Here is a 23217-nt window from a genome sequence, read left to right as displayed (position 1 = left end):
CCTGTATACATGTCTGGTGTACCCCATGCGCGTAAAGATGCAGCTTCAAGTGAATAGTTCCAATCCATCCAGTGAAGGATTTGCGGAATCATATCTTCAGACACTTTTTTAGGATTAATTGCTTTAGAATTCCATTTTGTAGTTAATGGAAAGGATTGTATTGTTTCACTTTGTACACTAGGGTCTAATTCATTTACAAAAATAGGGTAGAATCTCCAGTCGTATGTTTTGCCTTCTTTATGTATCTTCTCAAGATTCGCGGCAACAGGATGCCACATATTGACTACAGCATACTCACCATTAATAATTTTTGCATCGCGTTGCTCTTTTTTCTGAATATAGAATTCTTGACCAAATAGACCTTCATTAAAGCCTTTGTTCATAAAAGAAATGTAGTTTTTCCACTCGGGAGTCAATTGAAAATCAACGTACATATTTTTAGATTCATTGATAACAAGCGGATATGCCTGGCTGATATGTAACCCTGTCGCTGACAACAATGACCAGTAAAGAGCCCCTCTGGTGTTCTCAAATTGAAGGTGACCAGGCGTAATAGGGTGGCCATTTTCTGTCAAATTGAGATCTTTTACCTTTTTAAGGTAATCGTATAGTTCATCAAGATTATGAATTGGAATATCCATAACTTGATCCAGCGTTAATTTACCTTTGTTTGCTATTGCTAAAGCCTTGAGTTCCGCTGCATTCATCGCATTAGGATAAATTTTCTTTAAGATATCATCCCTAATCCAAACCGCATAATTTGCTTGTCCGAGGCGAGAATCACCGTATGGTGATTTGCGGTATTCTTCTTTGAGTAACGGGCCTGGCAGTGAGGGTATCGCCCATAACTTACCATCATTCGGGTCAACGCTTGATTTATACCATTGTTCCATAGTAACCCCTAAATCAGCCAATCTTTCAGCTGTAAGAGGCATATATTTTTTCATCTCTTCTAATGTAATTTCGCGAACCATGCCTGCTTTTTTAAGCATATCCATATGATTTGGATTGTCAGCAATACCGTTTTGATTTGCAATAATGGCCGGTACGGTATTCGCCAATATTTGCATTTGCAACCAACTTTTAGTGTCTTGGCCTGCAGGGATTTCTACGAAATCAGGAATGACTTTCGTTTTTTCGCGCCAAATCGGAGTTAAGCGGTCTTCAACCGGCTTACGCGGGTTTGTTGGTAGTTGGCTCAAGACTTCCAGATGCATTTCTTTAAAATTTGCGGGATCATCAGATAATGATTCTCCTGTGGCAGCAGCTTTTGTTCCATTTGAATTTGAACTTCCGGATTTGCCTTCTTCCTTCCCATTGTTACATCCAACAAGAGTTACCAATAAAACAGCAGCCAGCATAAGTGCCATCAACTTATGTTTCATAATCAAAAGTCCTCCCCTTTTATATTTAAGCACTTTTTCATAAAACCGTTTTTTTGGATGTTAACGCTTGCAAGATAACGTTTCAGCCGGATTCATATGGTAACTACGCTTTTACTGCACCAGTTAACATACCTTTTACGAAATACTTCTGGAAAAACGGATATATAAAAAGTAAAGGGAAAGTAACAACGACCATGACCGTCATCTTGATCACTTCAGGCGTTGGAACGGTGTTGTTCGCCATCGACATAAGTCTTCGTTGTGCAGCATCTGTTGTCTTCGTAAAATCAATCAGTGAACTAGCTTCTGCGCGATTGATAATCTCATACAGCACAAACTGTAAAGTACTAAGATTCCGATCTGTTACATAAAGCAAGTTGGTGTAATAGTCAAGCCAGTTGCCTACTACAGCGAAAAACGAAAATGCTGCAATGACTGGCATACTAAGCGGCAGGATGATTTGAAAAAATATACGCACATATCCTGCTCCATCAATCGTAGCGGATTCATGCAGTTCCTCCGGCAACTGCTCAATATGCGTCCGCATGATAATCATCGCGAAAAATCCAAAAGCACCTGGAAGTACGTATACTAAAAAATTGTTAAGCAAGCCTAGCTTTGCTATTACGACGTAATTTGAAATGATCGTACCACCGATAAACATCGGCATCATAAAGAAAAAGAGCAATGTCTTGCGTCCTAGTAAAAATCGTTTTGACAAAGCATACGCCGCCAACATAGTCACAAAAACAGAGAGAACGGGTCCAATGATGCACCGAAGTGTTGTCACGATAAACGCTGATTGCAATCTGTCATACTGAAAAACAAAGGCATAGTTCTCTAATGTAAACACTCGGGGAAAGAGCCATATGGGGCCAGCAGCTGCATCTGCTCCTGTATTAAAAGACATTACCAATATATACCAAAATGGATAAATGGAGATAAGACCCCAAACAATCATAATGAACGCGTTAAAAAAATCAAATATTCGTTCACTTGGCTTCCGTTTGATATTATTCTTGCCGTGAACACTCCTGATTCTTACTTTCATATTTTCAACAAACCTCTCTTTCCTTATATAATACCTACATTACTAAGTCGCTTCGTAGTAGCGTTTGTAAGCATTATCAAAATAAAAGATATTATTCCTTGAAATAGTCCGACTGCAGCGGAATAAGAATACTGTCCACTTACTAATCCTTGGTAATAGGTATACACGCCTATCGTATCCGTGTCTAAACGAATCATCTTATTTTGCATGTTGAATACTTGGTCAAAATTTGTTGCGAGCAGTCCGCTTAGAGAGAAAATTAGAAGAATACACATCGTAGGTACTAAGCCTGGCAGCGTAATATACAGCAATCGTTGAAAACGGCTTGCTCCATCCACTTGCGCTGCTTCGTATTGTTGCGGGTCAATGCCAGTTAATGCAGCGAGATAAAGAATCGTCCCCCATCCCGTTTCCTTCCAAATTTCTGAAATGAGGAGAACAGGTAGGAAGTTTTTTGCATCCTGCATATAAGAAATACGCGTTGCATCTGGGTCAAACAATTGACGAATATTATTGACAATACCGGTGGCATCCACAGTCAAAAACATGTAAAACAGACCTGCAACGGTTACCCATGATACAAAATGCGGGATGTAAGAGGTCGTCTGTACAATTTTTTTAAAGCGGTCACCACGTAATTCATTCAGCATTAACGCCAAAATAAGTGGAGCCGGAAAAGTCGCGATCATCATGGTTGTACTGTATAGCAGCGTTCGCCCTATTAGCGTATAAAATTTAGGATCATTCAAGAATTTTTTGAAATTGTCTAACCCGACAAATTTGCTGCCAAAACCAAACCAGCCCTTATTAAAGTCATAGTCTAAGAAAGCAATATAATTGGAAAACATCGGCAAATACGCAAAGATTAAGGTAAGGACAATTGCAGGGACCAAAAACAGATATAACACATACGTATTTTGACCTTTAATACTTCTTCTCTTTTTTTGACTAAGGGTAATACTTTGCATCTTCCTATTAGCTGTAATCATTGACAAATCCCCCTCACAAGCTTTCGGATGTCTAAAATTACCAAGTGCGATTATATCAACAGATTTCGGTGATCCATTGCTTCAAACCATCGACCGATCTTCTAACATCTTCTACCATGGTTCGCTGGGGATGATTGTCATCGCGATGCCATAGTTCGAAAGCTAACCAGCCTTGGTAACCGATTGATGAGAGCGTTCCAATTAATCGGCGCATATCGATTTCGCCTTCAAGCAAGTCTTCCGTTGGAATTGCACCCATTTGATTCCTTAAGTGAAAAGCCACCACTCTGTCTGGATATTTCCGTATCCACTCAATTGGGTCGCAGCCGGCGACATGCGCCCAGCCCGTATCAATACAAAGGCCTACTTCCGGACTCGAGTACTCGATAACGGAACGCAGATCACCTTCTGCGTTATGTGTGGTCGCCGCATGATTATGTAAGCTGACTTTTAAGCCGAGCGGTCTAACGGCGGCCGCAATACGGGTTAAGTTATCGCCTTGCCGTTTGAACTCTACTTCAGTCTTGAGCTCCGGATTTTCCCATCCGCCTTTGGGATCTGCATTAATGACTAAATCCGTGCCCCCGGCTTCAGCCAGCCTTCTAGCTGCCGGCATAACGGCATCCTCTATGCCAAGGGCTTCAAATGGTTCATGCAGCGCCAGACCCACATAAGTACCGGATATCGTTAAACCGCAAGCCTTGGCTGCACTTAATAGCTCAGGGGTAGGATCGATTTCAACCGCATCGACACCGGACTCGGCGCAATCGCGGAAGATTTCTTCCCAGGATGGATCTTTGCCGTCCATCCCATATCTTTCGTGCCAACCGTACATACCGGTAGAAAAACCTTTAATATTCATATCCCATCCGACCTTTCTCCTGTTATACAATCAGATTCCGCAGCTCGCTCTGAATGTGCTGTGGATCGCCGGTTTCAGCGCAATCGTAAATCGCCTGTAAGCACAGAAAATTAAAAACAGCCTGATCATTGACAACTGCCTGTGAATCTAATCCTTTTACTTTACGGTAGAAGAAATAAACCGGGTGGTCCATCATGCCGAACTCGCTTTGATTGACCACTTCGCTTACTTTTTCCTCGATTTCCCCGTTTGCATCGCATGTATAAACAATTTGATCTGTTTCAAAATACGGGGACCATCTCACAGCCCCCAGCGTACCTTCGATCTCAACATGATAGTAAGCTTCTCCATGTGTGCAGGAAGCCCGTTCATATTGAACCCATACCGGATTGGCATTGTTCAAGTGGTACTTCAACATCGCTCCTACATGACCTTCGACGTCATATACCGTATCGACAGGATCGACCTGCGTTTGCGGCTTGCTAGTCCACGCTGCAGCAACTTCAACTGCGACCGGCTTTAATAGGTCGTTGATTACAGAGAAATCGTACGGGCCCCAGTCCATGACAATACCTCCGGCACTCTTGGAGCGATCCAGGAACCATTTGCTCTCAGGTTGATACTCCACGCCCGGCCGCGAACGTTGACCGCGGTAAACAAAAGTCACTTTATAAATGTCGCCTAGCACGCCGGAATCCAGCAGCTTCTTAACTTCCTCCATTTTAGGAAGACCTAAAAAACGAACGCTGCAGCATCCCAACTGCCGGTTATTTCTTGCAGCTATTTCAAGCAGTTCCTCCGCTTCTCGGCGATTCATCACAAGCGGTTTCTCGCACAAAACATGACGGCCAGACTCTAGACCCAACTTGGATAATTCGCAATGAGTAAAAGGAGGCGTTCCGACGATGACAATATCATCTTCCTTTGCCGCTTCGGCGAGCATCGTTTGTGCATCGGAATACGTGGCCGCTTCGGGGTAGAGTTCCGCAAAACCGGCTAATGCTTGGGGATTTGGATCCGCAACCTTAATTTCAATTTCTTCTTCGCCTTGAAGCTTTTGAATCGCTGCGGCATGGGTTCTGCCGATTACACCTGCACCAACTAAATAAAATCGCATGTTTGAACACCTCTTATTTTAAATTTGATTGGATAATGGCTTATTCATCGATAATTTGAAAAAACTACGCGCTGCAATCGCTTTCAATTTGTAAACTCTTACCCCTTCGATCCACCAAACGAAATCAGTTGCCTCCCGTACATAATGAATGATGGACCGATCGCTGATTGACGTAAGAGAAATGGAAAATGTGCTGGCCGGATTCCCCTAGCTTAATATGCCGGTGACCTTTTCCTTGAAATAACTTCCTGCTGAATCCTTTCGATCAATTGCACATCGCAGAGCTCGTCAAACATTGCTGCAATTTCTTTCCGATCCTCTTCGATAACGATAGCTGCCGCCATGTTTTTTTCTGATCCTGCTTGGGAGTAATCCACTTTTTGGACTGCAAGTATTTCAATTAGTGCCGTAGGAACAAGCTGAGTACTGTGCCAAATGGCGGCGTCGATTTTTCCTTCCGCGATTAAATAAGGAATATTTCCATAATGGACATCAATCTTCTCATTTGTTGAAAAAACCTGATCCGATAAAGTGATGTGGTCATTAGATGTCGAATCCAGCCCGATCCGCCATTTCTCCATTTCCGGTGAAACTTCTTTCCGGCGAAGGATAATAAGATCACTGTAATAACTGTTATTGCCCATCATACAAATCGACCGCAAATTTGGATATTTGCTACAAGCTTGCTCAGCGGACAAATCCGACATCACGACGAAATCGCATTGATGTTCGAGCAGCTGCTTTAGCCTTAATGTCGCTCCATTCTTAAAGGTTAGATTACATACGACTTGCTTCTCTTTAAACATCTCAATCAATCCGGTAGCAAGTCCTCCGAATTCAATTGTGTTTGGAAGCGGAAATGATCCTACAAGTGCCCCTTGATCGATAATAGACCATAAGGCAGCCATATTCTTCTCGAGCAAAATGGTTCCGAGCTGTCCTTTTGACTGAAGCTTGATAGCACCTGTTTCCTTTAATGCGTTCATCGCTTTGTCTATCGTTCCAAACCCCCCGGTAAACATGGCTGCTAATTCTTGCGTGGTTGGAATCTTCGTATTGACCTCACATTTCATTAATTCTCTTGCAATGCTTTTGACCAAATCTGCAGACTTAGAATTTAATTTTTTCATACTTTCAGTATACTGAAAATTGAAATTAAGTCAATGGAATCATCGACAAATTGTCAAACTTTGTTATAAACACATGAGAGTTAGGTCCGTCTGGTAATTTCAAAAAAAATCTCGAACTGTTATCTGTATTTCCCGGTGGGAAATGTACAGATTTACAGTCCGAGACATTAATGTTGACATAAGGGATGTATCCAAAACAGTCAGAAATTATTTTAAATTATTCTTTCACAGAAAGAGAATTTAACAAGTCATGTATTATTGCAACTAATTCTTAACAGCATTAAGTGTATCTAGCGAGTCATTATGTCTTTTCTCGGTGAAAATAACGCAAAAGCACAAGCACAAGCAGAGAGCATAGGTTGAGGCCATAGGAGCCATCTGTTGGGAAGCGTTCTTGTTAAGTTCCAGCATGAGTAACCCTCCTTTCAATTGCCATAATATCTGTTTTGAATACATCTCTTATATCAGCATTGAGAACGTATAGCGAAGTGTATCATCCCTTTACTTCAAATATTCAGGTATTACTTTTGCCAGGTTTTCCACAGTCAAGTTCTTAATTTCATGGATAAAAGAATCATTGATCTGAAATCCGACTTTATTCTCAAGATCTGTTAAGATGTAGATAATATTACGAACGGAAGTAATGCCTAACAGATTGGTTGTGTTATCAAATTCTTTGATATAATGTGAGACCGTTTCTCTGACAACTTGATCCAGTTGCGACATTAATCATTTCCCCTCCTTTAAATTGCAGGAATATTGTCTTGAAGCTCCCTCATGATTCTCTTGAAAACACCCTCTCTGCTGTCCGAATTAGAACTGTTGAAAGTCAGCATATCCGCCTGAAAATCGGAGATGTTTTCCGCCAAATATGTATGATCTACAGAATAATATTCCAACTGTCTTGCTTCCGAATTGTAGAGACAAACATTCTCGGAAATGTGATAGTAATCGATATTAACTCCAAATCTGTACAAACAAGTAGATTTAATTTCTTTCAGATGAGTTTCTTCATAATTTCCACAATACAAACTTAAAATTGTGATATCTGGCACGACGGCGTTGCAGACCAAAAACGGCAAGTAACCATACCCATTCGGAGCTGCAGAGCTATATTTCAGTATACCTCCCGGCACTCCAAGAATAATCACATCTGGACTCTCAATTTGTTCAATGTTTTTAATAAAGGCATTAATATTCTCAACCTGTTGGGTAAATGTTAAGTGGGTACTATCTATACAGGAAGGAATCGTATGATATCCCATCAGCCTGGAAAGCGGGTTACTGGAGATCAAACTAATCTTATACCCTTCTTTGCGAAAAGAATCACATAGTTTGAGTTGCACATCCCATTTCTCGCAGTTCTCTCCCATTCCCATGATTAGAATGACCGGAACATCTATGCTCGCCAGCTCATTACTTTTTGTTGTACAAGAAGACTCCAGCTCCAGACATTCCCAACCCTCCAAGCCCGAATGATTAAATACCGGTTCCAGTTCAGGCACATAAATAATGTGCTTGCCCTTTTCTTCTGCAAGTGCAGTAATACAGCTGTATATTGACTTATCGACTTGAAAGAGCGGCTTACATAACAGCAGCACATCAATATTACTCATCAGGTCTTCTGAATAAAAGCTCTCTTCATCACAGATTAAGTTCTTTCTCTTATCTTCTACTTCCTCGAAGGATTCCCAGCCTTTGGGAACAATGGCATACGTTAGCTCATAGTTATGAAGCTCGCCATCCTCGAGCAATAAAGGCAGCAACCCTTTATAGAAAGGGTAAATCGCTATTTTTTTCTTCACAACATGATTTCCTCCCTTTTGAACGGATATTTAAATTCCTTCATCATCGTGTAGTTTTTCAAGTTCTCTAATGCTACCGCTTTAACTCTATTGCATTTGCTCAGTTTATAGCTTTCTGAATAATGTTCATCTTTACCGTTATCTGCCGAAGCGGGACATATGGAACAGCAATGAAAGGCCCAGCAATCTTTACAATCCTTTTCCGTAACCGATCCAACATTTAGAATCTCTCGAACCTTGTCTATGTTAAAACCGTCTCGAACATTTCCCATCTTCATTAGCGAAGAATTTTCATCTACACGCTCACACGGAAAGAAATTCCCGTTTACATCCACGAACAGTTTCTTTAATCCCGGAACACATGTCCCGCTTGGATGCGATATTTTGGGAGTCCCGCTGATCGGAGAGATAAACTCTTTATAACTAAAAATTGTTTCGATATCCCCTTTGTGATAGGACACTGGTTCTTCTTTAAGTTTCCCCAAAAGGAGTAAATATGCTTTTAGCGCTTCATAGTTCCGTTCTTCAAAGTAGGTATCCTCATATATAAACTCCGCCTCAGTGTAATTTAAGGAAAGTGTGTTGAAATTGACTTTAGAAAGATCACCTATTTCCTCCCCCTTCCTAAAGTAATCAAAAATTTCTTGATAATTGCTATTTGGACTAATTACAGTGTTGAATTTAAGTTTTTTATAAAGCTGGGGATAATTCTCATGAATATGTCTAATATTGCGATAAACAGCCTCATAAGACCCGCGCCCGTCGGCAAAGGTACGATTTTTATTATGGACCACCTCCGGTCCATCCAAACTGATCATAATGGATATGTTGAAATCGCTGACTTCCCTGGCGAAGCTGTCATCCAGAAGTGTTCCGTTTGTTGTCATCCCAAATGAGATCTCTTTACCGCTTACTTTCTGTAGCATGTATTTCATCGTATCTATGATTAGTTTTTTTACAATTAAGGGTTCTCCTCCATAAAAAGCTACATGCAAGTGGTCCACATCTTTAGAGTGGGAAACAAGAAAATCAATCCCTTGTTGCAAAGTATCCCAGTTTATATTTAGAGCCGAATGCGACCGGTTGTCATAAATTCCGTTATTGGAGTATGGACAATATCCGCAACGCAGATTACAATTTTGCGACATTTGAAAAGTGATTGAGTTGACGCATCGATCTAGCTGGTATTCCAATACTTGAGTAGCCGGATGCTCAATTTGTATGATTGGCGATTCGGCCAACAAACCTCTACTTTGAAATTCCTTGAGCACATTGATATCTACATCCTCATTGCATCCGTTTTTTATATGATTTAATGCTTCGTACTGATGTTGCCTAATTTTATAGATGCTGTTTCTATTCATATCATAGACATAATATAGATTGGGTCTAGTTTTAAAAGGCATAAATGGCATTTTGTTTTTCCTCCTTTTGAGTAGCGGTAATCATATCCCTAAAGCTTTCTTGAGATGTATACAACTCATCAAAATTCCCGATTCCAACTACCTTACCACCATGTAAATAAATGATTTTATCCAATCTTTTTAATAATTCGGATCGATGCGTGATGATGATCGTCATGGTATAACGGCTTGACAACAGCAATTCCTCGTTAAAGATTTGCTCCGAATAATAATCATAGCTGGAGGTTGCTTCATCCAATAATAGAATTTTCGTGTTGTTACGAGCCAATGTGCGAGCAAGTGCTATTTTTTGTTTTTGACCCCCTGACAGCTTGGCTCCATTGTAGCCAACACGGGTATCCATCTTGTCCGGAAGCTCTTGTATAAATGAATATGCCCCTGACTTTTTACAACTTTCAGATATTCCCTTCATTGTAAGCTCATCAGAGATATTGATATTGTTCGCCACCGTATCATTGAATAAATAATTGTCTTGAGCCATTAAGCTCCATACTGAGCGATAGGATTCGAAGGTGTACTCTCGAATATCGTTATCATTTATTTTAATGCTGCCTTCGGTAGGCTCGTAGAATCTTAACAGCAAATTTACAATAGACGACTTGCCGCTTCCGTTTAAACCTATGATCGCTACTTTCTCTCCTTGTTGAATTGTGAAATTCACCTGATCCAGAGCCTTCTCATGGTCATAGGCCAACGATACATTCTCAAACTTGATTTCATTGATGGGGGTAGAGTCTGATAATTCTACTGCATCTGGCTTATCAATCTCGGCATCCGTGCCTATAAATCTTAAGAATCGCTCAAAAGCCGGTTTTACGCTGGATAACTGGGTGATAAGATAAGATATAATACTGATTGGTTCAAATACCAATGAAGAATAGGAAATGAAAGCAACCAGACCACCAATCGAAATTTCGTTTTTTTGGATTAGCCAGGCTCCATATAAATAAAGAGCGCAGGTAAACATTATAGTCATAAAAGAGCTCGATAAGTTGTCGACATATCCGTAAAACATGAGCTTGGACTTGGCATTTTTACTTTCCTCAAGGTTTACTTTCAATTTGGTAATTCGATTGCCAATAATTCCCCATACTTTAATCTCTACGATACCGCTGATAGCGTCCCCTAACCAAGCCGAGAAATGTGATTGCAACCGCATAATGATTTTATAGATTTCCACTTGTTTTTTATATAATAAACTGCTTATCAACATTTTGATCGGGATGGTTGCGATCATGACCAGTGTCAACTTCCAATTGATATAAAATAATGCAGCCATACCGGCAAAAATCTTAAATAAATTCACAAAAGATGTTAAAAACTGAGTATCCGTTAAAGATGATATATTAGCGATATCTTGAAAGAGTTCCGACATCACCACGGAAAAATTCCTATCTTTAAAAAATTTAGTTCGAATGGATAATACATGCTTGCATGCTCTGTTATTCAAATCGTAAGGAACTCTCACACTAACCTCTTTATAGTAGTGGAACTGAACTACACCAAATATTTGTTGGATTAGAAAAACTAAAAAGATCAGCCCCACATATTGCATAGCCAGGCTAAAGTCCATTTTTATAATACCTATATCAATAAGCTGTTTGGTCAGCCAAGGGGTTAAGAAGCTACCGCCAGAAGTAATCAACATAACAATACTGATTATCCAGATATTTTTTCGATAAGGGTGAAATAATTCTCTAATGCTGATCCACAGATCATTGTGTTTCATTTCACATATCTCCCCGCAATCATGTCCTGAAACATAGGTTATTCCATATCAATCCCGACAAAGAGAACACAAAATATTAAAATGGCAAGCAATACCCCGACAATAATGATTGTACTGGAAGGTTTTCCGTTTATGCCCATTATTAATCCCCTCCTTGATCTATGTGTGGATATCTCTCTTTCCGAACGAAACATAGGTGACTGCCAAACAGACAGCTATTATGATCAGCGGGATCAGAATCACCTCAACAAAACTCCGGGCGCCGGTTAACACAAAACGCTGTGAATTTACTATATACATGCCGGAGAACTTCATAATCAGCGTGGTTAAGGTATGGCCGGAGACCATGCGTAAAAAAGCAGATGAAGCATCCCGGAAATAACCGCTAATCATAAAGTCGCCGAATATAATGAGAAAGGTAGCTACTACCGCAGATGCTGTTCTTTTAATCATTATTCCTACCATCATGATCAGGGCGGCGTAAGCTGCTAAATACAGAACATTTAATCCTATGACACGAAATGCATGGATCAAATCAATTCTCAGATTATGATTGCCAATGCTGGAACCTGATATGATGGCTGCGCTCGTATACAGAATATAGAAAAGTCCAAAAAACTGAATGATCCACCAGATGATTACTTTGAGAATGGAAAGGTATTTCCCAGTGATATAGGTAAATCTACTCTGACCAGCGGCTAGGATGATCTTGATAGAGCCGTATTCAAACCCTTCGGTTGTAAAAAAACAAATGTAGATCGGAATGATAAAATATAGAAACAGAGATAAAGGCGTCAGGATCGTTAATGGCGATGCGAGATTATTGATCTCAAATCCGGCTTTGGTCCCCATGTAGAATGCCAGTCCTGTACTTGCAATCATGAACAGAAGACAAACTCCTCTGAACATGCTATCCCTTCTCATATAATAAGATTCAGCATTCAAAAAATTCCTCATAGATTCATTCTCCTATCAGATCCATATAATAATGTTCAAGGTTCGCAGTAGACAGGTTAATCCCCTCAATTGGAATCCCTTGTTTGATAAATATCGACATGAGCTGTTCTAAATCCGTCAATTCCTTGGGAATTAGAATTTCTCCAGAGCCCGACAATGTGAATGAATGGATTTGCAGGTCATTTTCTAGTACTTTTATTGCCGCTGCCGTTTCAGTGGTTTTAATACAAATTTGCGTTTCTGCGGATTGCAACAGTTCTTCGGCAGAGACTTCCTTGATCAGTTGGCCTTTGTGGATAAAACCAAATTTGGTGGCAAGCAACTGAAGTTCACTCAGAATGTGGCTGGAGATGAGAATGGTCACTCCTTCTTCGTGAGCCAGCCTAGCCAATACTTTCCTCATCTCTACGATTCCGGTAGGATCAAGACCGTTAATAGGTTCATCCAGAACCAGAAATGTTGGTTTATTAAGAAGTGCGATGGCAAGCGCCAGACGTTGTCGCATCCCGAGTGAATAGTCGGATGCGTTCTTGTTTCCAACGTCAGACAGCGCTACCAGGTTCAAGACCTCTTTAATTCTATTTGTATTTTTAATACCATGGATCTTGCAATAAAAACTTAAATTCTCTTCCGCATTCATATGGGGATAAAGCGCGGGCAGCTCGATAAGAACCCCCATTTGTTTTCTGGCTTGGGAAATATCCTGCTTCTTACTTTTTCCCATAAGCTTAATGGTCCCTTTGGTTGGATATACCAGTCCGCTTATAATTTTCATCAGCGTGGTTTTACCGGCACCATTCTCCCCAACAAAACCATAGATATCCCCTTGTTCGATCAGCATGTTTATATTTTGAAGCGCCATGCCTTCGCCATATTGTTTGGATAACCCTTCCGCTTCAAAGATTGTTGTATTCATTCTTTCACTCCTCTGTAAACTCCTATAAGGTCAAGCCATTCATCTATTAGCACCATGTTAGCATGTCACTTGTGAAATCTATTACGAATGGTAATAAATAAGAGAATAGATGTAATTCTTACCTTTCGAAGGAGCGAAATAGAAGGCTAAAATTGATTATTCCCCCAAATAATGTATCATTATTTGTAGTACGGAAGGAGTGGATCGGATGATACATATCGCAATTTGTGATGATGATATGCCAACAACGGAAAACATTGAGAGCTTGATCGTAAACAGTTCAATTCATAGGACAGAAAAGATAGATATATCGATTTTTTATTCGGGCGAAAGCTTCACAAAAGCGATTCAACACGACTGTCCTTTTGACCTTATATTTATGGATATTGAAATGAGAGAAACGGATGGAATCAAAGCGGGGTATGCGCTAAGAGAAGATGTTCATAATGACCTCGTACAGCTTATTTATGTTTCCAGCCATGAAGAATACCATGTGCAGTTGTTTGATGTCCAACCCTCTGGTTTCATTAAGAAACCTATACATGGTGAATCCTTTGAACAGAAGCTTATGTCCGTCATATACAAAATAAAGCGCCAGCAAAACAAACCCAAGCTGCTGCCTGTGCACCAAAAGGGAAGCAAAGTTCTGTTTCCGATCCGGGACATTATGTATCTGGCCAGTGACCGCAGAAAAGTAATTCTCCACACGGTAGAGGGTCACATCGAATATTACAGCACATTATCGGAAGAAGAAAACAAACTTCCTGCGGAACATTTCGTTCGCATTCATCAGTCTTATCTCGTGAACTTCTACTATATTAAACAGATCTACTCCAAAAAAATCATTTTAATGAACGGGGAGGAATTGCCGATCAGCGAGAAACAAAATGCTGCGGTAAAAAAGAGTTATTTAAAATTCAGGGGGAGTCTGATTGGATAATATCATTCTTGAGGAGTTAGCTTATGCCATTACACTAGTGGCTCTCCCGTTTATCATCCATTATTTTTATAGCCGCTACTTTGTCTGCCGTGTGGAATCCAAACTGGTGATCCATGTAATATACAGTGTCTATTATTTGTTTGTGTTGCTGTTGCACTTCAGCCCATTCCCTAGTTTATGGCTGATCAGCCTCAATACAGGCTGCATTGTCCTCCTGTCTTTTTTCTATAAAGGAAATGTAAAATGGCGCATAGGCGCTGCATTGTTTATATTTGCCTTGATTGTACTGTCCGATGCGGCCATGGCGGCCGTGTATACCACCAGCGGCTATATCATTTCTCTATTTTTATCCAAAATTATGATGTTTATATTGGTGCAAATGACCACTCGTTTTACCAAATCATTTGGTGCCGGCAGTCTGAGTATATGGTATTGGATCGGACTGGTCTGTTTCCCGTTCATAAGTATCTTCGGGGTTGTTCTGTTAAACGACAACTTAACTCTCCGAAACTATCCAGTCTTTTATCCCGTTATTTCCAGTGGAATGTTCTTAATTAATTTTCTGATCATCCTCTTATGTGATCGTGTATTATGCATACAATCGGCTCACCATAAAAACTACCTACTGGAACAGCAAAACTCATACTATATAAACCAGTATCAGCTTACAAAAGAAAGACAGGAAGAAGTTTTCAAGTTCCAGCATGACTTCAAAAATATTTTATTGGGCTTACGCGCACAATTACAGGCAGGCGAAGGAAAAACGAGCTTAAAAGAGGTGGACAAACTTCTTGGCATCATTGAACAAACTTCGGGTAGCTGCAACAGCGGGTCCATCCTCATCGATTCGATCATCAATTACAAAGAGCAAGTGGCCAAGAAGCTGGGTATTTCTTTCTACCTGGATATCAGCATTCCGCCCCAGCTTGAGCTTAACACCTCTATAATCAGCATTATTCTGGGAAATACACTGGACAATGCAATCGAAGCCTGCAATCAACCTGGAATCGCCAAGCCCTACGTCAAATTTCAGATGCATTACCTGAATGAAACATTATTCATCAGAATCCAAAATCCATATCAGCACAAGATACGTAAAAATCGTTACGGAGAGCTAACGTCTACCAAAAACAATAAGCGTATCCATGGCATCGGTCTAAAAAGCGTTCAAAAGATCGTCGAAGAGTCCGATGGCATATGGGACATCTCTTATGAGAATCAGCTTTTTCAAATCGAATTTTGTCTATTTAATATTGAAACTTCACATCAATTTCAGCGAGCTTCGCAGCATTTCGAGCCAGTAGATGTCATTTTGTAATATCAAGTAACAACAAAATAGAGGGTGTCTCAAAAGTCATGTAAATGGCTTCTGGGATACCCTCACTAGCGGTATTTACCACGTATATTTCCGGTAGTACATTACCTTCTTCTATGATGTAATACTTTAGCGCTCAACTTCTGTCCTGCCTACGACAGCGCCAACATCGTATTCATATCTTCCTCGGCCGTAGTAATCAACTTCAATCCAAACATCTCTACTAGCACTTCCAACACGCCAGACGAAATAAACTCAGGCGGCTTCGGTCCGATGCGAATGTCCTGAATACCTAGGCTGAACAAGCCTAGCAGGATCGCGACCGCTTTTTGCTCGAACCAAGAAAGTACGATACTGACGGGCAGCTCGTTCACGGTACAGCCAAATGCATCAGCTAAAGCCAAAGCGATTTTTACCGTAGATCCGGAATTGTTGCATTGCCCTAGATCGATATAACGCGGAATACCTGTGTTCCCTACAGTGCCATAATCTACGTCATTAAAGCGGAATTTACCGCAAGAAGTGGTTAAAATGACCGTATCGTTCGGCAAGGAAGTCGCCAACTCACGGTAATACTCGCCACCTTTGCCTGGCGCGTCGCAGCCTGCAATGACGAAAAAGCGGCGGATATGCCCGTCTTTGACAGCCTGAATGATCTCGGGAGCGAGACCGATCACGGTTTCATGATGGTATCCGGTTGTAAGCACCTGCTCTGACTCCACATCGGCCGCTGGCAGCGATAAAGCACGTTCAATTAGTGAGGTGAAATCGTCATCCAAGATCTTGGCGACGCCTTCCAGACCAGCAACTTCATAAGAGAAAAAGCGATCCGCATACGTACCTTTAATCGGCATGACACAGTTCGTGGTTGCTAGAATAGCACCGGGGAACTGCTCGAACAGTCTTCGCTGATCATACCAGGCTTTACCGATATTCCCTTTTAGATGTGCATATTTCTTCAATGCTGGATAACCGTGGGCGGGTAGCATTTCCGAGTGGGTATAGATGTTGATGCCCTTTCCCTCCGTCTGCCGCAGCAATTCCTCCAGCGCATACAGATTATGTCCTGTGACCACAATGCAATGGCCTTCGATTTTATTCTGGCTGACGGTGATTGGCTGTGGAATGCCAAAACGATCCGTATGTGCGCGATCCAGTACATCCATAATCCGCACCGCAGCATTTCCAACCTTCATCGCCATATCCAGATGCTCCTGCGTATTAAAGTTGGAATTGGTCAAGGTCATGTATAAGGCTTCGTGGGTGATACGATCCACTTCAGGATCGCTGTACCCTAATTGTCTGGCATGTGTCGCATACGCGGCAATCCCTTTTAATGCAAAAATCATCGTATCCTGCAAACTCGCTATCGTTTCGTTCTTGCCACACACCCCAACAACGGTGCATCCGCCAGTTGGCGTTTGTTCACACTGGTAACAAAACATATCGTTATCCTCCCCTATGGATCATCATTCGTAACCTCAGCGTAACAGAGGGATAATCCCCAAGGTGTGATTACACACACAATATTTGCAACGATATCGTTGCAATTTATGAACCCGATCGCAGCTTCCCCATCATCCTTACTTGTATAACTCATATGATCTGTGTGTGGCATTTTTTATAATTTGTACACAAAAAAACGCTAGGTAAAAACCCAACGTATTTGAAATGATTACACGTCTTGCAGATCTGCGATCGGCTTCCCTAGCCCTCTCCAACATGCTGGAATGTCTTCGATATCTTCAATATAAATCGCAAGAATATATTTAGACAGATTGTGAACCTGCTCTTCAATGAGAACTTCCCGAACCTCGGAGGCTTTTGTTGGCACGGTATTATTCACGATGCTTTTGAAATGTTGTAATGGTAGGAATATATCCCGGCTCTTCTTATAGGAACAGCGGGCCGGAAACCGTGGTGAACTGCCCGAATCATATTTCGTTATTTTAACGACCGGATAATAATCAAATAATAAGGAGTACGCATCAATTTCTAAGACGACAAACCTCTCTTCCGGTTCCCTTCGCGCATACGTGTCCATCATTTTTCGGCAATCTTTTAGTGTTGGCCAAAAAAACACATGCTGATCCAGGCAAGCTCGAAATTGTTCCTGTGTGTTGGCAGGATCAATCATTACATCAGGAATCTTGATATGAGAATTTATCGTTATCGCGTAATCCTGATAGTTCACTTGGATTGGCTCCGCGCGCCGCTCACCGATGGACCATGGATGAATCTTATTGCTTGCGAATAAAGCATCAAAATGCACGATTGCCTGTAAATTGCTTGCCCTCGTAAAGTGATAAAGACTTGTTCTGTTGTTGGTTTTTGTGATTGTAGCAATGATCGTTTCTCGCATGATTCCACTCCGATTCTGTACACCTAACTACTCATAGGATTCCAAAAACGTGTGTAATTCAAACCTCTCACCCATACGTTTTCTCTTCGCTCGTAAACAGATGGAGGCCTTGAATTAACATCGCCACACTTACTGCGTTCCAATGAAAGAATAATAGATTCAGGACGATCGGAATACAAGAAAGAAGCTTCAGCTTGAGATGCTGCGGCCGAATGAAATCAAATTTCGTCCCAAAAGGCGATAATGACAACGTAAGAAATAGGGTGATGACATCGACCCACACCACATAATCCGACATGAAATAACCGGCAATCCACGGACTTGCCACAAATATCAAAGACGTATAGAGAACGCAAAGATCCGACGACGGTAAATGATGTCCACCCGAATACTTTCGGATCATGCACAAACCTAAGGCTGCAGCCAGCGTCGCCCAGAACGTATTGGCCCAAAGGGAAATCACGAGTGTCAACAAGACGATGAGGATGAAGTTCACGATGACTTTATTCCCAATATCGATGTGCTCCTCGTCATACACGCCGTCCACGTCTTTTCTCATCATCCATCTCGTCAATAAGCCTGCCAAGTAATAGACCACGGTGCAACCATCCCCCTATTCATTTGTTTAATTATCCTAAAATCTCAACTTTTGCAGCTCTCTTTCCTTCCCTAATAATATTCCTGAACAGGTCACGCAAAAAAGATTGAATCTTGTAGAAACGTGTCGTATGATTCAGATACATACATAATTAAGGTGGCATGAATCTATGTTTCAGCAAGGTACTGAAGTATCATTATATTATTTAGAATTTACATCTTTAATCGTTCTTTCCTTGTCTATTTTTAGACAGCGTCTAAAAGAAAATATATTCAAAATTCTGCTAGCTGCAGGTTTCATGACGATATTTTCCTTATTTATCGAGTTTTTTTCCAATAGCACGACGAATTTATTGTTCCGGATTCTTTTTTTATCCATAGTACTTCGGTACCTTTTCGCGTTGAAAAAATGGTATATCGCCCTGCTTCATGCATGTGTCGGGTACATCACAAACATCTTTATTCAATTCATTATCGCTACGGTAACGGTTACGACCGGCTATATGGACCTTGCAGAAACCACACAAGTTACGTCAAAAGGATATATCATGAGAATCTTGTCTGTCTTTATTGTACTAGCCATTTGTTCCTATATAAAACTATTTAACGGCGGCATTAATTTAAAGGCTTCCAATACTTCAAGATTAAAAATTTTTACGATTTCGTCTTTCGTCTATGCCTTTTTCATCGTTATCTCGTTCATCATCTTTAACCGGTTTGCTAGTCATATTCATTTTATCATTCTTTCGCTAACGATTTTGCTGTCCGTAACTACCGTATTCCTCATGTTACAACACAAAGAGGAGACCAAGGACAGCTGGATATAAAACGTAATATTCCATAACAAATATCAGGAAAGGAGGGTGAATTAACTCATGAAAAAACTAGCGAATAGAATCACAAACTCATTCACGAAGTTAGCGAGTACGATTGGCGATCCAAAGTCTGATGATAAACCTATCATCTTTTTTCATGATCCATCAAAACAAAAAAAAGCTCAAAACACTTTAAAGCAAAAGCAAAAATAATAGACATCATCGCAAAAAGGTATGTTCCTCTCATGAATTTGAGAAGAACATACCTTTTTTTTACTGCGTCATTTTCATAGGACCTATACATGAGAACGGATCGAAGCGGTCAAATCATTCACTAACCGTCCGATTTCTTCCGGTGTCAGATGAAATTCATGTATTGTCCACTCAATTAGCATCAAATGTACAATCGAAGACAAGGATTTATGGGCATATAATTTGTACGTATTCGTTGGCATTTCTATGATCTCTTGTTCTGGTGCAATGCTGTTGAATAGCTGATCGAAGTAATCACAGATACTTTTATAGATAAGCTGTCTAATCTTTCGATCTTTGATAACGATGTTATGTATCAATGCGGAAGGCGCGTAAAGTCTCCAATTGCGAAACAGTGTAACGAACATCTCCTCATTGACTTCAAATATACTACTAACATCCTCCATCATTCTCTTCATGAATTTATCTAAATAATTCAACAGAATATCGTCCTTGTCTTGATAATTACGATAAAGGGTTTGCCGCGCAAGCCCTGCCCGATCTGCAATTTCTGTGATCGATATGTGAGAGTACGGTTTCTTCTCCATGAGTTGAAATAATGCGGTTTGGATCCATTCTTGCGACCTTAAAGCTAGCTTGTTGGGCTGCCCATTCAAAGTGTGACACATCCTTATATCTGTCTATTTTTATCATGATTAACCGATGAAACATTGCATGAAAAATATATTTATATTAATGTTACAACTATACCACATGTTACACATGTCACATTACTTTGATAAAGTAGCTCTTCACATCAAATGAGGGGGATCTCTGTGATTTTTCAATTGATAATGATAATCATTATTGTAACATCGTGAACGAAAGGGGACGTACTTCATGTTCAGATCAAAAAAATGGGTGGCCTTCACCCTACTCATTGCCATGTCTTTGCTCTTTGTCGCATGCGCTAATCAAAATGTAGTCAATTCATCGGAAGAAAGCAGCAATGAAGCGCCTGCCCGTACCATTAAACATGCGATGGGCGAAACCAAAATTACAGGAACCCCGAAGCGCATCGTTGTTTTAACGAATCAAGGCACAGAGTCCCTCTTGGAATTAGGGATTAAACCCGTCGCCGCGGTGAAGTCTTGGATAGGCAATCCATGGTATGATCATATCAAAGATCAAATGGACGGTGTACAGGTCATTGGCGATGAAACGCAGCCGAATCTTGAACTCATTGCCAGCTTAAAACCTGATCTTATCTTAGGAACGAAGGTTAGACAGGAAAAAGTGTATACGCAGTTATCCAGCATCGCGCCCACTGTTTTTACAGAAAATCTCGGTGACAGCATGATTGAGAATTTTCAACTGTATGCACAAGCGCTCAATAAAGAAGCCGAAGGGCAAGCTATTGTAGATTCATATCATCAATCTATCGAGCAGACGAAAACAGCGCTCGGCGATAAAACGAAGTTGCGTATTTCATTGGCAAGGTTTCAACCAGAGAAAGTGCGCGTATACTACAAAAACAACTTTGCAGGCATCATCTTGGATCAATTAGGTTTCACTCGTCCAGAAGCGCAGAACAAAGATGAATTCTCCGCCGATATTACCAACGAGCAAATTCCAGAACTTGATGGAGACGTATTTTTCTACTTCACTTCGGATCGTGAGGGTGAGACGGGTGCCACGAAAACGGCAAAGGAATGGCTGGAGAGTCCCTTAGGAAAAAACCTGAATGTCGTTAAAAACCAACGAGCCTTTAACGTGAACGAGCCGATTTGGAATACAGCAGGCGGTATTATCGCCGCGAAGCTATTAATCGAGGATATTCAAGCTCGGTTTGAGAAATTGAATGTATAATGTCGAATGAAGCTGTCAGCGATGGGAAATCTCAACTCATCGCTGACAGTTTTTTTGTACAAAAAAGCCCCAAACAGATAATAAATCTCATCTATTCGAGGCTCGATCACAATTCACAATGACTTCACAATCTTAGTACGCGGTCCAGCCGGCATCCGCCGTAACAACGGTTGCATTCACAAAGCTAGAATCTTCCGAAGCCAGGAATAAGGCCACTTTCGCAATTTCTTCAGATTCACCCACTCTTGGGTTAACGTTCATTCCAACCATCGCCCGCTGCATCCCAAATTCATTCGGTTGATTGATCGAAGTACTGATATTCGTATTCACCGCACCGGGAGCGATCGCATTGCAACGAATACCGGATGTCGCATATTGAAACCCTACGTTTTTCGTCAATCCGATAACGGCGTGCTTCGCAGAGGTGTATGCTGCTCCCGCTCTTGAGCCCATCAATCCGCCTGCCGAGGCTACGTTAACAATGACTCCGTTTCCTTTTTCCAAGAAAATAGGAAGCGCTTTGCGGATTGCACGCATCGGACCTGTTGTGTTAATAGCAAAAATTCGTTCCCAAAGTTCATCTGTTACTTCTGCCGCAGGGACAAAATTATCCATGATTCCCGCATTATTCACTAAAATATCCAAGGTGCCATACGTGCTCACAGCCGTGTCAATGAGCTGTTGGATATCTTCTTCTTTCGTAACATTCGCAGCCACTGCGATCGCTTCGCCGCCGTTCGATTGAATCACTTCAACGGTTTTTTGAGCAGCTTCTAAATTTATATCGGAGACAACGACTTTGGCCCCTTCCGCAGCGTACAGCGCAGCAATCGCCTTGCCCATTCCTGATGCTGCTCCAGTAACGACTGCAACCTTATCTTGAAGTTTCATGTGTATGTCCTCCCTATTCTCAAATGATGTTCCAAAGTTAATTTTATTGAACAAATGTTCATTATTTAACTATTTATAGTATAATAAATCATAGACTCTTTTTACAATAAGCAAAACAAGTCCCACCTGTTGACTAACGAACAGATATGTCTCGTTTCGTACACGAACTCGTAATATTGCACAAAGGAGCATCATTATGCCTAGAAAAACAACTACAACGGATCGAAGAATTCAAAAATCGAAGATGGCTCTACAAGAATCCCTGCTCTCGTTAATGCAGACGAACGATTTCAAAGAAATCACCATTACAGACATCGTCCTCCGAGCGAACCTAAATCGAGGAACCTTTTATAAACATTATCAGTATAAAGAGGAACTGTTAGACGAGATCGTAGATGATGTCATCACGGATCTCATCGCATCCTATCGTGAGCCGTATCAACATACCGATACATTTGCTTTGAAAGACTTAACCTCTTCAGCCATTAAAATATTTGATCATGTGGAGAAAAATGCGACATTCTACACCCTTGTCATGAAATCCAGAGCATTATCCGGGTTTCAGATTCGAATCGGCAATGAATTGAAGCAACTCGCTCTACAAGATCTCGATAATTGGCAGTCCAATCCGGACATCAATTATGAGTTGTATGCCAGCTATCAAGCCTACGCCATTTTAGGCATGATTATGGAGTGGATCCAGGATGATTATAAATACACCGCGAAATATATGGCAAAACAATTGCTTGCGTTCCTTCAGGATCGTCGGATGAATACCGTTTATCGAACGAAGAGACAAATGCCGCACCCTACGGGACTTCATCAAGAAGGCGATCGTCCGGATGATATCCATGCAAAATAATGCCTCAAA

Annotated in this window: 23 protein-coding genes; 6 read left to right on the top strand and 17 right to left on the bottom strand. The window is 41.0% G+C overall.

Translation table 11 applies throughout. The features are described 5' to 3' along the window. The 12 genes from BVG16_RS29830 to BVG16_RS29775 form a co-directional block, all read right to left on the bottom strand. A partial coding sequence (locus tag BVG16_RS29830) for a type 2 periplasmic-binding domain-containing protein (RefSeq protein WP_144027539.1) occupies positions 1-1385 on the bottom strand: 1385 nt, incomplete at its 3' end. Between the two features lie 103 nt (positions 1386-1488). Beyond that, positions 1489-2124 (bottom strand): carbohydrate ABC transporter permease, encoded by a 636-nt coding sequence (locus tag BVG16_RS29825; protein ID WP_269845622.1) that lies wholly within the window; start codon positions 2122-2124, stop codon positions 1489-1491. 335 nt (positions 2125-2459) lie between these two features. After that, positions 2460-3425 carry an ABC transporter permease gene (locus tag BVG16_RS29820; protein WP_078502848.1) on the bottom strand — a complete coding sequence of 322 codons (966 nt, stop codon included), beginning with the start codon at positions 3423-3425 and terminating at the stop codon, positions 2460-2462. Between the two features lie 55 nt (positions 3426-3480). Beyond that, a complete protein-coding gene (locus tag BVG16_RS29815; protein ID WP_078502847.1) occupies positions 3481-4287 on the bottom strand; it encodes a sugar phosphate isomerase/epimerase family protein in 807 nt (268 codons plus the stop codon). 22 nt (positions 4288-4309) lie between these two features. Continuing rightward, the gene (locus BVG16_RS29810) at positions 4310-5404 is read right to left on the bottom strand and encodes a Gfo/Idh/MocA family protein (protein ID WP_078502846.1); all 1095 of its coding nucleotides are present in this window, start codon (positions 5402-5404) and stop codon (positions 4310-4312) included. Between the two features lie 212 nt (positions 5405-5616). Continuing rightward, positions 5617-6534: a YhfZ family protein gene (locus BVG16_RS29805; protein ID WP_078502845.1), complete on the bottom strand. Its 918-nt coding sequence runs from the start codon at positions 6532-6534 to the stop codon at positions 5617-5619. A 501-nt stretch (positions 6535-7035) separates the two neighbouring features. After that, positions 7036-7260 carry a hypothetical protein gene (locus tag BVG16_RS29800; protein WP_078502844.1) on the bottom strand — a complete coding sequence of 75 codons (225 nt, stop codon included), beginning with the start codon at positions 7258-7260 and terminating at the stop codon, positions 7036-7038. Positions 7261-7277: 17 nt separating this feature from the next. Then, entirely contained in the window at positions 7278-8339 is a 1062-nt protein-coding gene (locus BVG16_RS29795) for a TIGR04066 family peptide maturation system protein (protein ID WP_158081837.1), read from the bottom strand. After that, positions 8336-9754: a radical SAM/SPASM domain-containing protein gene (locus BVG16_RS29790; protein ID WP_078502842.1), complete on the bottom strand. Its 1419-nt coding sequence runs from the start codon at positions 9752-9754 to the stop codon at positions 8336-8338. Before BVG16_RS29790 ends, BVG16_RS29795 begins: the two co-directional genes overlap by 4 nt. Then, positions 9735-11492, bottom strand: a complete 1758-nt coding sequence (locus BVG16_RS29785; protein ID WP_078502841.1) for an ABC transporter ATP-binding protein — start codon at positions 11490-11492, stop codon at positions 9735-9737. Before BVG16_RS29785 ends, BVG16_RS29790 begins: the two co-directional genes overlap by 20 nt. A gap of 159 nt (positions 11493-11651) precedes the next feature. Next, positions 11652-12401 (bottom strand): ABC transporter permease, encoded by a 750-nt coding sequence (locus BVG16_RS29780; protein ID WP_144027538.1) that lies wholly within the window; start codon positions 12399-12401, stop codon positions 11652-11654. Positions 12402-12453: 52 nt separating this feature from the next. Continuing rightward, complete coding sequence (locus tag BVG16_RS29775; RefSeq protein ID WP_078502839.1) at positions 12454-13365, bottom strand: ABC transporter ATP-binding protein; 912 nt, start codon at positions 13363-13365, stop codon at positions 12454-12456. Between the two features lie 208 nt (positions 13366-13573). On the opposite strand from BVG16_RS29775, the gene BVG16_RS29770 reads away from it, so the two are divergent. Continuing rightward, the gene (locus BVG16_RS29770) at positions 13574-14305 is read left to right on the top strand and encodes a LytR/AlgR family response regulator transcription factor (RefSeq protein ID WP_078502838.1); all 732 of its coding nucleotides are present in this window, start codon (positions 13574-13576) and stop codon (positions 14303-14305) included. Continuing rightward, entirely contained in the window at positions 14298-15623 is a 1326-nt protein-coding gene (locus BVG16_RS29765; protein WP_078502837.1) for a sensor histidine kinase, read from the top strand. The genes BVG16_RS29770 and BVG16_RS29765 overlap by 8 nt, the downstream gene beginning before the upstream one ends. Before the next feature lie 149 nt (positions 15624-15772). On the opposite strand, the gene hcp is transcribed toward BVG16_RS29765, so the two are convergent. The 3 genes from hcp to BVG16_RS29750 all read right to left on the bottom strand — a co-directional run bounded on the left by hcp (position 15773) and on the right by BVG16_RS29750 (position 18580). Continuing rightward, the gene (hcp, locus tag BVG16_RS29760; protein WP_078502836.1) at positions 15773-17065 is read right to left on the bottom strand and encodes a hydroxylamine reductase; all 1293 of its coding nucleotides are present in this window, start codon (positions 17063-17065) and stop codon (positions 15773-15775) included. Positions 17066-17295: 230 nt separating this feature from the next. Continuing rightward, complete coding sequence (locus BVG16_RS29755) at positions 17296-17982, bottom strand: DUF7002 family protein (protein ID WP_078502835.1); 687 nt, start codon at positions 17980-17982, stop codon at positions 17296-17298. Between the two features lie 67 nt (positions 17983-18049). After that, positions 18050-18580 carry an accessory gene regulator B family protein gene (locus BVG16_RS29750; RefSeq protein ID WP_078502834.1) on the bottom strand — a complete coding sequence of 177 codons (531 nt, stop codon included), beginning with the start codon at positions 18578-18580 and terminating at the stop codon, positions 18050-18052. 169 nt (positions 18581-18749) lie between these two features. On the opposite strand from BVG16_RS29750, the gene BVG16_RS29745 reads away from it, so the two are divergent. After that, positions 18750-19406, top strand: coding sequence for a hypothetical protein (locus tag BVG16_RS29745; RefSeq protein WP_078502833.1), 657 nt, complete (start codon positions 18750-18752; stop codon positions 19404-19406). 48 nt (positions 19407-19454) lie between these two features. Continuing rightward, on the top strand, positions 19455-19607 hold the full coding sequence (locus BVG16_RS32995) for a hypothetical protein (protein ID WP_158081836.1): 153 nt from the start codon (positions 19455-19457) through the stop codon (positions 19605-19607). Between the two features lie 83 nt (positions 19608-19690). Here BVG16_RS32995 and BVG16_RS29740 read toward each other — a convergent pair whose 3' ends face one another. Beyond that, positions 19691-20263 carry a TetR/AcrR family transcriptional regulator gene (locus tag BVG16_RS29740; RefSeq protein ID WP_078502832.1) on the bottom strand — a complete coding sequence of 191 codons (573 nt, stop codon included), beginning with the start codon at positions 20261-20263 and terminating at the stop codon, positions 19691-19693. A gap of 223 nt (positions 20264-20486) precedes the next feature. Here BVG16_RS29740 and BVG16_RS29735 point away from each other — a divergent pair, with 223 nt between their 5' ends. Further along, a complete protein-coding gene (locus BVG16_RS29735; RefSeq protein WP_078502831.1) occupies positions 20487-21455 on the top strand; it encodes an ABC transporter substrate-binding protein in 969 nt (322 codons plus the stop codon). 132 nt (positions 21456-21587) lie between these two features. On the opposite strand, the gene BVG16_RS29730 is transcribed toward BVG16_RS29735, so the two are convergent. Beyond that, a complete protein-coding gene (locus tag BVG16_RS29730; protein ID WP_078502830.1) occupies positions 21588-22346 on the bottom strand; it encodes an SDR family oxidoreductase in 759 nt (252 codons plus the stop codon). Positions 22347-22542: 196 nt separating this feature from the next. Here BVG16_RS29730 and BVG16_RS29725 point away from each other — a divergent pair, with 196 nt between their 5' ends. Beyond that, complete coding sequence (locus tag BVG16_RS29725) at positions 22543-23208, top strand: TetR/AcrR family transcriptional regulator (RefSeq protein WP_078502829.1); 666 nt, start codon at positions 22543-22545, stop codon at positions 23206-23208. The last annotated feature ends 9 nt before the right edge of the window (positions 23209-23217 follow it).

Origin of the sequence: Paenibacillus selenitireducens, assembly GCF_002021565.1 — a bacterium.
In the GTDB taxonomy this organism is placed as follows: Bacteria; Bacillota; Bacilli; order Paenibacillales; family Paenibacillaceae; genus Paenibacillus_K; species Paenibacillus_K selenitireducens.
The sequence above is the reverse complement of the archived record's forward strand: the minus strand, read 5'-3'. Positions and strand labels throughout refer to the sequence as shown.

Excerpts from the sequence above, each read along its gene's own strand:
- BVG16_RS29825 (WP_269845622.1), bottom strand. The coding sequence starts at position 2,124 with ATGTTGGCGGCGTATGCTTTGTCAAAACGATTTTTACTAGGACGCAAG.
- BVG16_RS29820 (WP_078502848.1), bottom strand. The coding sequence starts at position 3,425 with ATGATTACAGCTAATAGGAAGATGCAAAGTATTACCCTTAGTCAAAAA.
- BVG16_RS29815 (WP_078502847.1), bottom strand. The coding sequence starts at position 4,287 with ATGAATATTAAAGGTTTTTCTACCGGTATGTACGGTTGGCACGAAAGA.
- BVG16_RS29810 (WP_078502846.1), bottom strand. The coding sequence starts at position 5,404 with ATGCGATTTTATTTAGTTGGTGCAGGTGTAATCGGCAGAACCCATGCC.
- BVG16_RS29805 (WP_078502845.1), bottom strand. The coding sequence starts at position 6,534 with ATGAAAAAATTAAATTCTAAGTCTGCAGATTTGGTCAAAAGCATTGCA.
- BVG16_RS29800 (WP_078502844.1), bottom strand. The coding sequence starts at position 7,260 with ATGTCGCAACTGGATCAAGTTGTCAGAGAAACGGTCTCACATTATATC.
- BVG16_RS29790 (WP_078502842.1), bottom strand. The coding sequence starts at position 9,754 with ATGCCATTTATGCCTTTTAAAACTAGACCCAATCTATATTATGTCTAT.
- BVG16_RS29785 (WP_078502841.1), bottom strand. The coding sequence starts at position 11,492 with ATGAAACACAATGATCTGTGGATCAGCATTAGAGAATTATTTCACCCT.
- BVG16_RS29780 (WP_144027538.1), bottom strand. The coding sequence starts at position 12,401 with ATGTTCAGAGGAGTTTGTCTTCTGTTCATGATTGCAAGTACAGGACTG.
- BVG16_RS29775 (WP_078502839.1), bottom strand. The coding sequence starts at position 13,365 with ATGAATACAACAATCTTTGAAGCGGAAGGGTTATCCAAACAATATGGC.
- BVG16_RS29770 (WP_078502838.1), top strand. The coding sequence starts at position 13,574 with ATGATACATATCGCAATTTGTGATGATGATATGCCAACAACGGAAAAC.
- hcp (WP_078502836.1), bottom strand. The coding sequence starts at position 17,065 with ATGTTTTGTTACCAGTGTGAACAAACGCCAACTGGCGGATGCACCGTT.
- BVG16_RS29755 (WP_078502835.1), bottom strand. The coding sequence starts at position 17,982 with ATGCGAGAAACGATCATTGCTACAATCACAAAAACCAACAACAGAACA.
- BVG16_RS29745 (WP_078502833.1), top strand. The coding sequence starts at position 18,750 with ATGTTTCAGCAAGGTACTGAAGTATCATTATATTATTTAGAATTTACA.
- BVG16_RS32995 (WP_158081836.1), top strand. The coding sequence starts at position 19,455 with ATGAAAAAACTAGCGAATAGAATCACAAACTCATTCACGAAGTTAGCG.
- BVG16_RS29735 (WP_078502831.1), top strand. The coding sequence starts at position 20,487 with ATGTTCAGATCAAAAAAATGGGTGGCCTTCACCCTACTCATTGCCATG.
- BVG16_RS29730 (WP_078502830.1), bottom strand. The coding sequence starts at position 22,346 with ATGAAACTTCAAGATAAGGTTGCAGTCGTTACTGGAGCAGCATCAGGA.
- BVG16_RS29725 (WP_078502829.1), top strand. The coding sequence starts at position 22,543 with ATGCCTAGAAAAACAACTACAACGGATCGAAGAATTCAAAAATCGAAG.